General features: G+C 51.2%; 12 protein-coding genes and 1 tRNA gene. 9 read left to right on the forward strand and 4 right to left on the reverse strand.

The window, feature by feature from the left end; all coding sequences use genetic code 11:
- Positions 1–227: 227 nt before the first annotated feature.
- The 3 genes from Hfont_RS12405 (at position 228) to Hfont_RS12415 (ending at position 2,071) form a co-directional block, all read left to right on the forward strand.
- Positions 228–303, forward strand: a tRNA-Thr gene (locus Hfont_RS12405).
- A gap of 505 nt (positions 304–808) precedes the next feature.
- The gene (locus Hfont_RS12410) at positions 809–1,519 is read left to right on the forward strand and encodes a TerC family protein (RefSeq protein WP_112992740.1); all 711 of its coding nucleotides are present in this window, start codon (positions 809–811) and stop codon (positions 1,517–1,519) included.
- Between the two features lie 48 nt (positions 1,520–1,567).
- Positions 1,568–2,071, forward strand: a complete 504-nt coding sequence (locus Hfont_RS12415) for a universal stress protein (RefSeq protein WP_112992741.1) — start codon at positions 1,568–1,570, stop codon at positions 2,069–2,071.
- A 156-nt stretch (positions 2,072–2,227) separates the two neighbouring features.
- On the opposite strand, the gene glpK is transcribed toward Hfont_RS12415, so the two are convergent.
- Both glpK and Hfont_RS12425 read right to left on the reverse strand, forming a co-directional pair.
- Positions 2,228–3,715: a glycerol kinase GlpK gene (glpK, locus tag Hfont_RS12420; protein ID WP_112992742.1), complete on the reverse strand. Its 1,488-nt coding sequence runs from the start codon at positions 3,713–3,715 to the stop codon at positions 2,228–2,230.
- Between the two features lie 30 nt (positions 3,716–3,745).
- Entirely contained in the window at positions 3,746–4,636 is an 891-nt protein-coding gene (locus tag Hfont_RS12425; protein WP_112992743.1) for an SMP-30/gluconolactonase/LRE family protein, read from the reverse strand.
- Between the two features lie 69 nt (positions 4,637–4,705).
- Between Hfont_RS12425 and Hfont_RS12430 the strand changes: the two genes are divergently transcribed.
- From Hfont_RS12430 to Hfont_RS12445, 4 genes are all read left to right on the forward strand, one after another.
- Positions 4,706–5,635, forward strand: a complete 930-nt coding sequence (locus Hfont_RS12430) for an NAD(P)-dependent oxidoreductase (protein WP_112992744.1) — start codon at positions 4,706–4,708, stop codon at positions 5,633–5,635.
- 136 nt (positions 5,636–5,771) lie between these two features.
- Positions 5,772–7,547 carry an ABC transporter ATP-binding protein/permease gene (locus Hfont_RS12435; protein ID WP_112992745.1) on the forward strand — a complete coding sequence of 592 codons (1,776 nt, stop codon included), beginning with the start codon at positions 5,772–5,774 and terminating at the stop codon, positions 7,545–7,547.
- A 64-nt stretch (positions 7,548–7,611) separates the two neighbouring features.
- The gene (locus tag Hfont_RS12440) at positions 7,612–8,442 is read left to right on the forward strand and encodes a DUF3047 domain-containing protein (protein WP_241523109.1); all 831 of its coding nucleotides are present in this window, start codon (positions 7,612–7,614) and stop codon (positions 8,440–8,442) included.
- A gap of 182 nt (positions 8,443–8,624) precedes the next feature.
- Positions 8,625–9,086: a hypothetical protein gene (locus Hfont_RS12445; RefSeq protein WP_112992746.1), complete on the forward strand. Its 462-nt coding sequence runs from the start codon at positions 8,625–8,627 to the stop codon at positions 9,084–9,086.
- A gap of 55 nt (positions 9,087–9,141) precedes the next feature.
- On the opposite strand, the gene Hfont_RS12450 is transcribed toward Hfont_RS12445, so the two are convergent.
- Positions 9,142–10,335, reverse strand: a complete 1,194-nt coding sequence (locus Hfont_RS12450) for a M20 aminoacylase family protein (RefSeq protein ID WP_112992747.1) — start codon at positions 10,333–10,335, stop codon at positions 9,142–9,144.
- Between the two features lie 209 nt (positions 10,336–10,544).
- On the opposite strand from Hfont_RS12450, the gene Hfont_RS12455 reads away from it, so the two are divergent.
- Positions 10,545–11,669 (forward strand): aminopeptidase, encoded by a 1,125-nt coding sequence (locus Hfont_RS12455; RefSeq protein WP_112992748.1) that lies wholly within the window; start codon positions 10,545–10,547, stop codon positions 11,667–11,669.
- An 87-nt stretch (positions 11,670–11,756) separates the two neighbouring features.
- On the forward strand, positions 11,757–13,439 hold the full coding sequence (locus tag Hfont_RS12460; RefSeq protein WP_112992749.1) for a long-chain-fatty-acid--CoA ligase: 1,683 nt from the start codon (positions 11,757–11,759) through the stop codon (positions 13,437–13,439).
- Positions 13,440–13,545: 106 nt separating this feature from the next.
- On the opposite strand, the gene Hfont_RS12465 is transcribed toward Hfont_RS12460, so the two are convergent.
- Entirely contained in the window at positions 13,546–13,962 is a 417-nt protein-coding gene (locus Hfont_RS12465) for an acyl-CoA thioesterase (protein ID WP_112992750.1), read from the reverse strand.
- Positions 13,963–14,084: the final 122 nt, after the last annotated feature.

Below are 14,084 nucleotides of genomic sequence, written 5' to 3' on the forward strand. Positions count from 1 at the left end.
GTGATCTGGTCGGGGGTTTTTGCTTTTGGAAAATCGCTTTGCATGGAGCTGTGTGGCAGCAGATGGCGTGCGCTCACGCCACTTCGCTGTGCTTACTTTACTGTACGCTGCCGACTTCTAATGTTCTTGTTCTATTGCCAGGAATCGTATGAGCCGCTAGAGTATTTCTTGAATTGCCTCGCTTGTTCTTCCAGTGAGGCATGATTATTGGTAGAATGACGGGCTTCGCTGATGTAGCTCAGTTGGTAGAGCAACTGATTCGTAATCAGTAGGTCGGGTGTTCGATTCGCCTCATCAGCACCAAAAAATAAATGCCTTACGCGGTTTCGCGTAAGGCATTTTTCATTTGAGCTTTCGAAGTCTGGTGCGCGTCAGAAATACGCCAATAGAATTCTTCTCTGGCTTCATTTTTAGTATTTTGATGCAGCGGTTACGCCATATCCATGGGGAAAGAGACTACATTGATAATTCCTTCAGGCAAATTGTTTTTTGCTAGCACTGAAAAACAAGGAAAATTTCCAATTTATCTAAAGTTTAGATATCCATTAAGATTTAGTTAAATGTTATTTAACTAAATCTTAATAAATAAATTGACACTAGGCATCCCGTACTCTATGTTGAAGATAAGTAGTTCCCTTAAAGGGGAGTAGCCTCACTGCAGAAGCCGTCATTACGGGATGTTTCCCCGGCCTGCAGGCAACTTTCATAGTTGTGGCGAGACCTTTACCGCTTACAGGTAAGGGTTTTTTTTCGCTCAGGAATTTTGTGGCGTTGGCAAGGCGAGCGATCACGGATGCTGGAGGAGAAGATGGATTTATTCTCAGCCGAATTTGTTTCTGCACTGCTGGCCATCATTGTCATTGATCTGGTGCTGGCAGGGGACAATGCCATCGTCATTGCGCTGGTTGCGCGCAAATTGCCGCATCACCTGCAACGCATCACGATACTGGGCGGTACTGCTGCGGCGATCGTGGTGCGAATTGCAATGACGTTAGCGATCGTCTGGTTGCTGAATGTGCCGGGTTTGTTGCTGGTCGGTGGCGTCTTGCTGGTGTGGATAGCCTATAAATTGCTGGCACCCGTGCAGGAAGAAAAGAAAGAGTTCGATGTGTCAGGTAAACGCATTGGATTGTGGGCGGCGATACGCACAATTGTAGTGGCCGATGCTGTGATGGGCATGGATAACGTGCTTGGCGTTGCCGGTGCGGCGCAAGGTGAATTCATGCTGGTGGTTATCGGCCTATTGATCAGTGTGCCGATCATGATTGCCGGTAGCACGCTGATTTTGAAATGGGTGGAGCGGTATCCAGTCATTATTTATGTAGGTGCCACAATTCTTGCATGGACTGCCGTCAAGATGATTGTGCAAGAACCGATGTTGAGCGGAGTCTTTGCTCAACATCCGATTGCAAGCTGGTTACTCTACGGCCTGGTAATAGGCGGGGTCGTGCTAAGTGGTCTGCTTAGGGATGTGCCTATAAAACCGAATCACAGGGAGGGTACGCCAAGACATCCATGAAGAGCGTCCACAAAACTACTAACGTTTATACATTGCGAGGAGATCATCATGCTAAACATTCTTATACCTGTCGACGGCTCAAGGAATGCATTACGGGCAGTGGAATACGTTATTCAATACCGTGCTTTGCATGACGAATTGATCAACGTGAACTTGGCCAATGTCCAACCCCGCCTGTCGAAATATCTGACGCGCTTTGTGCCTTCGCACAACGTCCGTTTGTTTCAACAAGAGCGCGCAGAAGAGGCACTGAAAGGTGCGGTCGATCTGTTGTCCAAAGCCGGCGTAGAACATTCCGTGCATATGGACAGAGGTGACGCGGCAGAAGCCATTGTTGCCTGTGCTCAAAAAACGCAATCGCAAAAAATCGTCATGGGCACGACGCGCAAGAATGCCTTGTCGCGATTTTTTGAAGGCTCAGTTGTCGCCAAGGTGATGGCCCTGACCGATTTGCCAGTCGAAGTCGTCGCCAAAGAAAATGCCAGCAAGCTGGAACGCTTCGGCATTCCAATTGGTATCGGCCTGACGTTCTTGTGGTTGGCTGTTGAGTAAGCAGCGCGCTGTTAAGTGATCTGCTAATCGATAACGTCAGTTACTGATTGCCAGAAAAGAAGATTGATGACTTGCTTGAGCTAAAGGCTGACAGAAATGTCAGCCTTTTTTATTGATGGACGCGCTACGTTTGAATGACTGATTGTGTCGACTTGCTTACTCTTCCCAGGTTTGCGAGCGCCGCACGGCTTTATGCCAGGTCTGTAATCTTTGCTCGCGCTCATCCTGCGGCATATTCGGCTCGAAACGCTTTTCCATTTGCCACTGCGCTGAAATTTCTTCCTTCGATGTCCAGAACGATACCGCCAGTCCGGCAAGATAGGCTGCACCCAAGGCGGTGGTTTCGGTAATGACGGGACGTATTACCGGCACATTCAAAATGTCCGCCTGAAACTGCATCAAAAAATCGTTGCGTGCCGCACCGCCATCGACCCGTAGTTCGTGCAGAGCAATTCCTGCATCCATTTGCATTGCTTGCAACAGATCAACGCTTTGATATGCGATGCTTTCCAGTGCGGCACGTGCGATGTGCGCCTTGTTGCTGCCGCGTGTCATGCCGATAATCGTACCGCGCGCATACGGATCCCAATAGGGCGCCCCCAAGCCGCTGAATGCAGGGACGAACACTACGCCGCCGTTATTCGGCACGCTGGTCGCCAGAGTTTCTACTTCGCTTGAATTATTGATGATGCCAAGTCCGTCGCGCAGCCACTGGATGATGGCGCCGCCCATGAAAACACTGCCTTCCAGCATGTAATCGGTACGGCCTTCGATTAAGGTCCAGCCTATCGTCGTCAACAGATTGTTGCTGGAGGTGATCGCTTGTTCTCCGGTATTGAGCAACATAAAGCAACCGGTGCCATAGGTATTCTTCGCCATGCCGGGTTGATGACAGGCCTGGCCGAATGTGGCGGCTTGCTGGTCGCCCGCAATGCCGGCAATCGGAATTGGTGCGCCGAATAATTCGGTATGCGTGTGCGCGGCGATGCCGCTGCTGGCAACAATTTCTGGTAGCAGCGCGCGTGGAATAGTGAGCAAATCCAACAGTTCATCATCCCATTGTTTGCTGTGGATATTGAAGAGCAAGGTGCGTGATGCATTGCTGGTGTCGGTGACATGTTTGCCGCTTAATTTAAAAATCAACCAGCTATCGACAGTGCCGAATGCCAGCTCGCCGCGTTCGGCTTGTTCTCTTGCGCCTGGCACATTATCGAGCAGCCATTTCAGCTTGGTGCCTGAAAAATAAGCATCGAGTATCAGGCCGGTTTTTTTCTGAATTAACACGGCTTTACCGTCCGCGCGTAACTGATCGCACATGGCGGCAGTGCGCCTGTCTTGCCATACGATTGCGTTGGCGATCGGTTCGCCTGTTTTCCTATCCCACAGCACCGTTGTCTCGCGCTGATTGGTGATGCCGATAGCGGCAATGTCGCATGCGCTGAGGTGATGTTCTTTCAATACCTGCTGTGCAACGGCAAGCTGGCTGTGCCAGATCGCATTGGCATCATGTTCGATCCAGCCCGGCTCGGGGAAAATTTGCGGATATTCCTGCTGCGCTGTGCCGTGAATCTGACCTGCGTGATTAAACAGAATCGCACGCGAGCTGGTTGTACCTTGATCGATTGCGAGTATGAATTTTCTCATCGCTTGGTCAGATTTTCTGTCAGATGTTTATCAGGGAAGATAAGCGTGTTCAGCAAGCCCGGGGACATCGACTCGCATGCTCAGCACGCAGCCCGACAAGGGATATTGTTCCAATTCCGCAGCGGGACGATTCTTGCTGACAGTCGTGATGTACAAGGTACACAAATCCTCGCCACCGAATGCCATCATGGTCGGACAACGTACCGGCAATGCAATTTCATCCAGCACATCGCCGCTAGGAGATAGACGCAAGAGTCGGCCGCCTTCATACATCGCACACCAATACGCGCCTGCGCTATCGACTGCGGCACCATCCGGGCGACCGCCATAATTGTTCAGTTTGTCGGTGGAAAATTGCTTCAGCAAACGGCTATTGCCGAGCACGCCCTTCGTCAAATCATATTCGTATGCGCGTATCTGATGCGAAGTCGTATCAGCGTGATACAGGGTTTTATTATCCGGGCTGAATGCCACGCCGTTAGAGACGGTAGCGCGCTTGCCACTATCGCGTATCGAGCCTTGTTCTACGCAAAACAAGGCGGCGTCGGGATGGGTGCGTGGTTCGTAAATAGTCCCTACCCACAATCGACCAGCCGCATCGCAGCGACCATCGTTGAAACGCGTAGTCTCAGGATCGTAGGGCGCAGCGGCGATCATGTTGAGTTGGCCGTTGTCGGTATCGAGTAATTCCAAACCTGAACGCAAAGCGACGATCAGGCCGCCGGTAGCATTGATTGCGATGCAACCCGGTTCGGATGGCATGGGCCATTGACTGTGCGCATTGTTGGCTGGATCAAAGCGATGTACGGCGCGGCCATCGATGTCTATCCAGTACAAGGCCGCTTCTTGCGGATGCCAGATTGGGCATTCACCCAATTGCATACGCGTATCCAGAATGGCGCTTATCTTTTCCGTCGACATGGCTGTTGCTTTTTGTGGGGAGAATGCGCCATTATGCAGTGAAAATCTACGCAATAAGGAGTTTGAAGCATGACGCAGTTTGATTTAAATCAGTCCACAACTAAACCGAAAATTGCCTTTCTGGGCATAGGCCTGATGGGCCAGCCGATGACCAGCCGTTTGCTGCAAGCCGGCTACGCAGTCACCGTATGGAATCGTACGCGCAGCAAGGCAGACGAACTTGCCCCCTTGGGTGCAATAGTTGAAGAACAGGTTGCTGATGCAGTACGTAATGCCGACATCGTAATTACGATGCTGGAGGCCGGACCTATCGTTGCGCAAGTGATCGCTGCGGCATTACCGGGTTTGCGTACAGGCGCATTGCTGATCGACATGAGTTCCACTCGCCAATCCGAAGCGCAAGACGCACATGCGAGACTGGCCCAGCACGGCGTGCGCTTTATCGATGCGCCTGTATCTGGTGGTGTAGTCGGCGCGCAAGCCGGTTCATTGGCCATCATGGCCGGCGGTAACGCTGAAGACTTCGCTGAAGCGGAAGCGGTATTAACGGTAATGGGGCGTCCCACTTTGGTAGGCCCGGCTGGTTGCGGCCAGATTGCCAAGCTGTGCAATCAACTGATCGTTGGCGGTACCTTGAACATTGTGGCGGAAGCATTATTGCTGGCGCAAGCCGGCGGTGCTGATCCGACGGCGGTGCGTGCAGCAATCCGTGGCGGCTTTGCAGAAAGCCGGATTCTGGAGGTGCACGGCCAACGCATGTTGGAGCGTAACTTCATGCCTGGTGGTCAGGTCAAGAGCCAGTTCAAGGATCTGGAAAATGTATTGATAGCTGCTGCCAACGCAGGTTTGCGTTTGCCGGTCACAGAGTTGGTAACGGAAAATTATCAACGCGTGTTGCAACAGTCGCCGCAAGCCGATCAATCGGCGGTTCTATTGGCGCTGGAACAAAGTAATCCGGGGCAGCGCCTGGGAAAAATCAAGGATCAATTGCCGGGCTAATTTTGAATAAACTTTGAAAACAAGTTTGAACTCGTGAGCATCCAGCTGAAACGCACAGCATGTCTGTGCAGGTTTTTCAGATAAGTTTCAGCTAAATTTTCTTCCCTCATTCGCGCCACGCATGCACACGAACACCATGCCTAAAGAAAGCATCCATTGGCGCCAGATCTGGCGCCTGATTCAACCGTATTGGGTTTCTGAAGAAAAATGGAAGGCGCGCGGTTTGCTGCTGGCAATCGTTGCGCTCGCTTTGGGTCTAGTTTATCTGGAAGTATTATTCAATACGTGGAATCGCGATTTCTATAACGCGCTAGAAACAAAAAACTATCCGGTATTCAGGGAGCAGCTCTGGCGCTTTTCATACCTGGCTTTTTCTTCCATCGCGGTAGCCGTTTATCGCATCTATCTAACGCAGTCTTTGCAGATGCGCTGGCGTATGTGGATGACCAGGCAGTACATGGCGCGCTGGTTACAGCATCAAGCTTATTACCGGATTGAGCAAAAACAATCGGCAGACAATCCGGATCAAAGGATCGCTGAAGATTTGAATTTGCTGTGCAGCGGTGCCTTGTCGCTGTCTCTGGGTTTGTTGTCTAGTGTGGTGACCTTGTTGTCCTTCGTCGGCATTTTGTGGTCGGTTAGCGGCCCGATTTCTTTCATGCTGTCTTCGCAGGAAATCACCATCCCCGGTTACATGGTCTGGTTTGCGATTGCTTATGCAGTGGCCGGATCGTTTGCGGTTGGCTGGGTTGGGCGGCCATTGGTGACGAAGAATTTTATGCAACAGCGCTTTGAAGCGGATTTTCGTTTCGACTTGATACGCGTGCGTGAGCATGCAGAAGCGGTCGCGCTGTATCACGGCGAAGCACAGGAAAAGGTGCAATTGTCCGGTCGCTTCCAGCGCATACGCGACAATTGGTGGGGCATCATGCGCACCACCAAATATCTTAATCTGGTGTCGACTTTCTATTCGCAGTTCGCGATTATTTTCCCTTTCCTGATGGCTGCGCCGCGTTATTTTTCCGGCGCGATTACCTTGGGTGGATTGATGCAGATCAGCTCCGCATTCGGCCAGGTGCAAGGCGCGTTGTCATGGTTCGTGTCCGCTTTCACGGATCTGGCGGAATGGAAGGCAAGCGTCAATCGTCTGGCAGGTTTTCATGCCGCGATGGAAGATGCGCATGCCGAGCTTGATGGCATCACAGTCACAGCGAATAACGTCGGCGCCATTCTGGTCGATCAATTGCGCTTGAATCTGCCTGATGGTCATGCCCTTGCTGCGCTATCGTCTATCGATATTCAAATGAGCCAACATATCCTCGTTACGGGGCCTTCCGGCTGCGGCAAGTCGACGTTGATTCGCGCGCTCGCCGGGATATGGCCTTACGGTAGCGGCAATGTCGAAATGCCGCAAAGCTGGAAGCTGCTTTTCCTGCCGCAAAAAAGTTATCTGCCTATAGGCACCTTGCGCGCGGCTGTTGCCTACCCAGCTGGCGAAAAAATTTATACGGACTTGGCAATTCAACATTATTTTGATTTATGCAATTTGTCGCATTTGAAATCGCTGTTAGCTCAAACCGATAACTGGGGGCAGCGCCTGTCGCCGGGCGAGCAGCAACGGATTGCTTTTGTGCGTGCATTGTTGACGCGTCCGGATGTGCTTTTCCTGGATGAGGCAAGTAGTGCGCTGGATACGGAAACGGAAGAACTTGTTTATCAATTAATTTTGCAAGAGTTGCCAGATGCCGTGATCGTCAGCATCGCACATCGTGAGAGCGTGGCGAAACATCACAAGATACGCTGGCAGTTTGTCGTAGATCCACATGCCCGAGTCGGCTATGACGATGAAATTGAACGCAGACAATATACAATTCAAAGCAGCAAGCTTGGTGGCAAACAGAGCGCCAGATGAATTCCATCAATAGAAGAAATCACGTCGAATACAGACGGCAGGCCATGACACTGATTGTGAAAAAATGAAGTCACTGTTGCACTCAAAAAATCTCTACAGATATTTTTTCGTTACGATGTTGTTCAGCATTGCCGCGTGTACGCACACGCCTAAATCGACGGATGCGATGGCGACGTATCCATCTGATGATGTGAGCGGAATCGACGACGACGAAGAGATCGCTGCTTTCTCGCAAAACCAGACTGATGTCTTGTCTGCCGAGTGGGAGCCTATGCTCATCAACCGCAACAAGAAGCGCACTGAATACACGGTCGTTTCCGATCAAGGAAGAAAAGTTTTGCATGCGCGTGCGGCTGCTTCTGCATCCGGCTTGATGCAAAAACTGGATATCGATCCTTTTCTGGATTCACGTCTGACGTGGGAATGGCGCATCAGTCGTTTGGTGGAATCGGCCGACAATCATGACCGCGCACGTGAAGATGCTCCTGCCCGCGTTATTCTCGGCTTCGATGGCAACAAGGATAATTTGCCTTTTGCCGACCAAATCATGTTTGAAGCGGCACGCGCGATCACCGGTCGTGAAATTCCCTATGCGACCTTGATGTACATTCGAGCCAGAAAAGCGCCGGTCGATACCGTGATTTCGAATTCACGCAGTGGCCGCGTCAAGATGATCGTTGTCGCCACCGGTAAAGACGGTGTCGGTGAATGGCGTGCATTTTCGCGTGACATCGCGGCCGATTACGAACGTGCTTTCGGCGAAAAGCCTGGACGTTTGATTGCCGTAGGTGTGCTAACCGATACCGACAACACAGGCGAAACGGTGGAAGCCTGGTATCGCGATATTCAACTCACACCAAACGCACCGATCCCTGTGCCGGAAACTGCGCGCTAAGTCGCTTGGGTTGCATACGAATTATTTTGCGCTAAAATAGCAGCAGGCATGCAGGATGCCTGATCTCGCAAAAGCTGATGCACCTGTGCTTTACATTTTTTTGTTTGCGCATCTGCAACATGAAGCCCGCAACGTTAACCCTTGAAGCCGTAGCGAGAAACGGAACTTTGAAAGGAAACGTCATGTGGTCTACTTCTATCCCTGCCAGTAAAAACTCCCGCCACGATTTCGGCAATCATATCCGTAACAGTGATTTTCTACGTCGTTATGCACGCCGTTTATTGCGTGATGCACGTTCGCTTGAATCCAGCAAATCCCTGCCTGTTTTACGTCGCATTATCGCGATGAAAGTGATGCCGGAATTACGCGTTACCGATTTGTATGCGGTGCGTGCAAGCATACAGCTCAAACATATTCTGCATACTTTGGCAAAAGAACTAGGCTACGCTGCCTGGGAACTTTGCAAACAGGATATTGATCTTTGCGACGCTGTAAAGCTTGATCGCTATCGTTTGGAGTTAGGTATGTTCGGCGACTTCCAGCAGAACTGGTTTCCGGATGAGGTCACCGCGCTGGACTGGCAGAAGGTGAATGGCGGGTATCTGGTCGCTTACGGCAAGCAGACCGTCGCGATACTGGCTTAAGCGCTGGTCCATCCACTCTTCGTGACTGCGAAGAGTGGATATCTGCGGCGGGATCTTATTGCTGTTTCAGAAATGCTTCTGCCAGACGTACCCAGTAGGTTGCGCCTATAGGCAATAAATCATCGTTGAAGTCATAGCTAGGGTTGTGCAGATTGCACGGCCCGAGTCCGTGGCCGGCTGAGCGATGATCGCCTTCACCATTGCCGATGAAAATGTAGCAACCGGGTTTGCCTTGCAACATGAAGGCAAAGTCTTCTGCGCCCATGGTTGGTTCGACTTGTGCGTTGACTTTTTCTGCACCAACTATCGATTGCAGTACTTCAACTGCGAATGCAGTTTCTTGCGCGTGATTGATCAGTGGCGGATAGTTGCGATGAAATCGGAATTCAACTGTCGCATCGAAGGCTTCTGCGGTGTGCTCGGCAATGGCACGCATCCGGCTTTCGATCAAATCGAGTACCTTCAGATCGAAGGTACGTACAGTTCCTATCAGTGATGCATTATCGGGAATGACATTGGTCGCGCTACCGGCGTGAATTTGCGTGATCGATAACACCGCTGCATCGATAGGACTCTTGTTGCGGGTGATGATGGTTTGCCAGCTTTGTGCAATCTGTACCGCGACCATGATCGGATCCACGCTCTTGTGCGGTTGCGCCGCGTGCGAGCCCTTGCCGCTGACGATCACTTCAAATTCATTGCTGGACGCCATCATGGGGCCGACGGTAACGCCAAATTCACCGACTGGAATACCCGGCCAGTTATGCATGCCGAACACTGCTTGCATCGGACATTGCTCGAACAAGCCATCATCCATCATGCGCTTGGCACCACCGCCACCTTCTTCGGCCGGTTGAAAAATCACATACACGGTGCCATCGAAATTTTTGTTTTGAGATAAATAATGCGCCGCACCCAGCAACATTGCGGTGTGGCCGTCATGCCCGCATGCGTGCATCTTGCCGTTGTTGCGCGATGCATGGGCGAAGGTATTGATCTCTTGCATAGGCAAGGCATCCATATCGGCGCGCAAGCCGATGGCGCGATCGCTAGTGCCGTTCTTGATGATGCCGACTACGCCGGTCACACCCATGCCGCGTAAAATCGGGATACCCCATTCGGTCAATTTTTTCGCAACCAGGTCTGCGGTTTCGCGTTCTTCAAAACACAATTCCGGATTGGAGTGAATCTCGCGGCGTATGCGCTGCAATTCGTGATGAAATTCGATGATAGGGTCGATCAACTTCATGGTGTCTCCACATTGTTGCTGTTTGCCAGAGGTCTAGGCGTGTGCGTAGACATCTATCTTACGCCAACTAAAATCGTTGATGTTAGTGTCTAGTTTCATGCACTGCCTATAAAACGAGCGTACGAGCTGACGTACTAGAATGTCTTTGAACGCGTTGAATGGTCTTGTATCACCAATGTCATTTATAAAAGAGATGGGCGAAATTGACTATGCGATTACCGGCATTAACTGTTTTGCCGAAGTCGGGCGTGCCTACCTTATCGGCATGTCTATGTGCAATGGTTCTTGGCGGCTGTGCGCAACTGGGCTATTACGCGCAGGCAACGCACGGCCAATCCTCACTGATGGCTGCAGCCAAACCGATCGACGATCTTTTGCTCGATCCCGACGTAGATGGCAAGCTTCGGCAGCGCTTAGTAAAGGCAAAGCAGATTCGCCAGTTTGCAGTCAGTGAGTTGGGCCTGCCTGATAACGCAAGTTATAAAAGCTATGCCGATTTGCAGCGCCCGTTTGCGTTGTGGAATGTGGTGGCTACTCCTGAGTTGTCGCTGCGGCCATTGCAGTGGTGTTTCCCGGTTGCAGGTTGCATCAGTTATCGTGGCTACTACAGCAAGGATGATGCGCACGCATTTGCAGCCACGCTGAGAGCCGATGGCCATGATGTGCAGGTTATAGGGGTGCCGACCTACTCGACGCTGGGCTGGTTCGACGATCCTGTTCTATCGACTTTTATTCGCTCTCCGGATGGTGAGTTGGCGCGCTTGATTTTCCACGAATTGGCACATCAGGTCGTCTATGTAAAAGACGATACGCAATTCAATGAATCGTTCGCAACGGCGGTAGAAGAAGAGGGAGTTGAACGCTGGTTTGCTTTGCATGGCGACGCAAATGCCAAACGCCTTTACGCAGAGTTCAAAGTGCGACGGGGAGAATTTCTGGGGTTATTGTTGCGCTATCGAACAGAACTTGCGATCAATTACGCAGGCATTGCCACCGATGATGAAAAGCGCTTACGCAAAGTAGAAATTTTTGCAGCACTACAGCGTGCTTATCAAACCTTGAAAGTGTCGTGGTATGGTTTTGCCGGATACGATCGCTGGTTTGCGGAGCCATTATCCAACGCACATCTGGCATCGATTGCAACCTATCATGAGTTTGTGCCGGGGTTTAAGGCGCTGTTACGGGAGAAAGAAAATTTTGCCAATTTCTATCAGGCTGTCATCGCGCTGGCTGCAGAAAATAAGCTGGATAGACATAGAAAACTGGCGGCTTTAGGCACAGTCATACCTGTCGCGATTGAGAATAATGCAGGCAGGCTGCCTGCCGGGAATTGAGTTTGCATTCATCGCGCAGCCGTGACATGATTGTTTCAGATTGTCATGCAAGTACCAACTCGAATAACTACAGAGACAGAGGTGTACATGGATAAGTTTTGGTTGCAGTCGTATCCGGAAGGCGTACCTGCCGAGATTGATTTCACTCAATACGATTCACTGGTGCAGTTGCTGGAAGAATCCTTCCGCAAATACGCTGATCGTCATGCATATGTCTGTATGGACAAGCGCATCACATATGGCGAAGTCGATGCACTTTCGGAAAAATTGGGCGCATGGTTGCAAAGTACCGGCATGCAAAAAGGTGCGCGGGTCGCTTTGATGATGCCAAATGTTTTGCAATACCCGATTGCGATCGCGGCGGTTTTGCGTGCCGGGTACGTTGTAGTCAACGTCAATCCTTTGTACAAGCCGCGTGAGCTGCAACATCAGCTCCAAGATTCCGGTGCGGAAGCCATCATCATTCTGGAAAACTTCGCCACCACGCTGGAAAAAGTGATCAGCAGCACGAAGGTCAAACACGTCGTGGTTGCGACCATGGGCGATATGCTGGGCGGCTTGAAAGGCACTATCGTTAATTTCGTCGTGCGTCACATCAAGAAAATGGTGCCGGCTTTTTCTCTGCCGCAGGCAGTTTCATTTAATGATGTGTTGGTGCAGGCGTCCAATCTGACTTTGCAGAAGCCGGTTCTGGGGCATCAGGACATCGCGTTTCTGCAATACACAGGCGGCACCACAGGTACAGCAAAAGGTGCGGTGCTCACGCATCGCAATATCGTTGCCAATGTATTGCAGAACGAGGCGTGGATCTGGCCTGTATTAAGCAAGGAGCCGACAGATAAAACGTTTAATTTTGTCTGTGCATTGCCGCTTTATCATATCTTTGCGCTGACGGCGTGCTGCATGCTCGGCACGCGACTCGGCGTGATGAATATTCTGATTCCCAATCCGCGCGATATCCCGGGCCTGGTCAAAGAGTTGATGAAGTACAAGATCAACCTGCTGCCGGCTGTGAATACGCTGTACAACGGCTTGCTGAATAACCCCGATTTTGCAAAAGTGGATTTCTCTGAACTCAAGCTGTGCAATGGCGGCGGCATGGCCGTGCAGAAGGTCGTCAACGACCGCTGGCGCGCGGTTACAGGCGTTTCGATTATTGAGGGCTATGGTTTGTCGGAAACCTCGCCGGTTGCAGCATCCAACCCTGCTGCCGCGACTGAATTTTCCGGCACGATCGGTTTGCCGGTTTCTTCAACCGAGATAAAAATTATCGACACTAACGATAATGAAGTCGCGCTTGGTGAGGCGGGAGAAATCGCAATCCGTGGGCCGCAGGTGATGGCCGGCTATTGGAATAATCCGGTTGAAACGGCTTTGTCGATGACGGCTGACGGCTTCTTCAAAACCGGTGACATCGGCATCATGGATGCACGTGGGTATACAAAAATTGTCGATCGCAAGAAGGACATGATTCTTGTCTCCGGCTTCAATGTTTATCCTAGTGAAATCGAAAGCGTAGTTGCTGCGCATCCCGGCGTGCTGGAGTGCGCGTGCATAGGCGTGCCGGATGAGCAGACAGGCGAAGCTGTGAAGTTGTTTGTCGTACGCAGAGATCCGGCTTTGACCGCAGAGGATTTGATGGGGTATTGCAAAGAGCAATTTACCGGTTACAAGAAACCGAAATCGATAGAGTTCCGTACCGAATTGCCGAAGTCGAATGTCGGCAAGATATTGCGTCGCGAACTTAGAGATGAAGTGAAAGTGAGCTGAGCAGCTTGCGTTCGATGCGCTTGCGTTATTGCTGTTTAGTTATGCAATGAGGTTATTGAATCATCCGCGATTGCTTGCATGCTCGCGGATGATTTTATTCTGCCGATTATTTGTTGGGTGCGATGGGTGCAGGTAACGGCCGTGGCTTGCGGTCGTCGCTAGTCGCAACATAGGTCAGTGTTGCTTCAGTCACTTTCACGATTTCCACTTCCAGGCGATTACGCTCGGCGTAGCATTCCACATTCACGGTGATCGATGTATTGCCGACTTTGACGATGTCGGCGTAGATGGACAGCAGGTCGCCGACGAATACCGGATGCTTGAATAAAAATGAATTCACTGCAATCGTGACGACGCGGCCATTTGCGCGTCGCGTCGCGCATACGGCACCGGCCAGATCGACCTGCGCCATGATCCAGCCGCCGAATACGTCGCCGTGCATATTGGCATCATGCGGCATGGGTACTACGCGCATTTGTGGAATTTTCCCTGCGGGCAGGTTTGTGTGGTGTTCGCTGGCCATATCGTCTCCTATTGCTGTGATTCTGGGCGCTGATGCTTACTCTGTACTTACGCAGGGTTTCCTGCCTCCGAATATGGGGCAGCATTGCTTATAAGTGGCGCATCTGCGGTGTGCAAAGGATT

Source organism: Herminiimonas fonticola (assembly GCF_003293745.1).
Lineage (GTDB): Bacteria > Pseudomonadota > Gammaproteobacteria > Burkholderiales > Burkholderiaceae_D > Oxalicibacterium > Oxalicibacterium fonticola.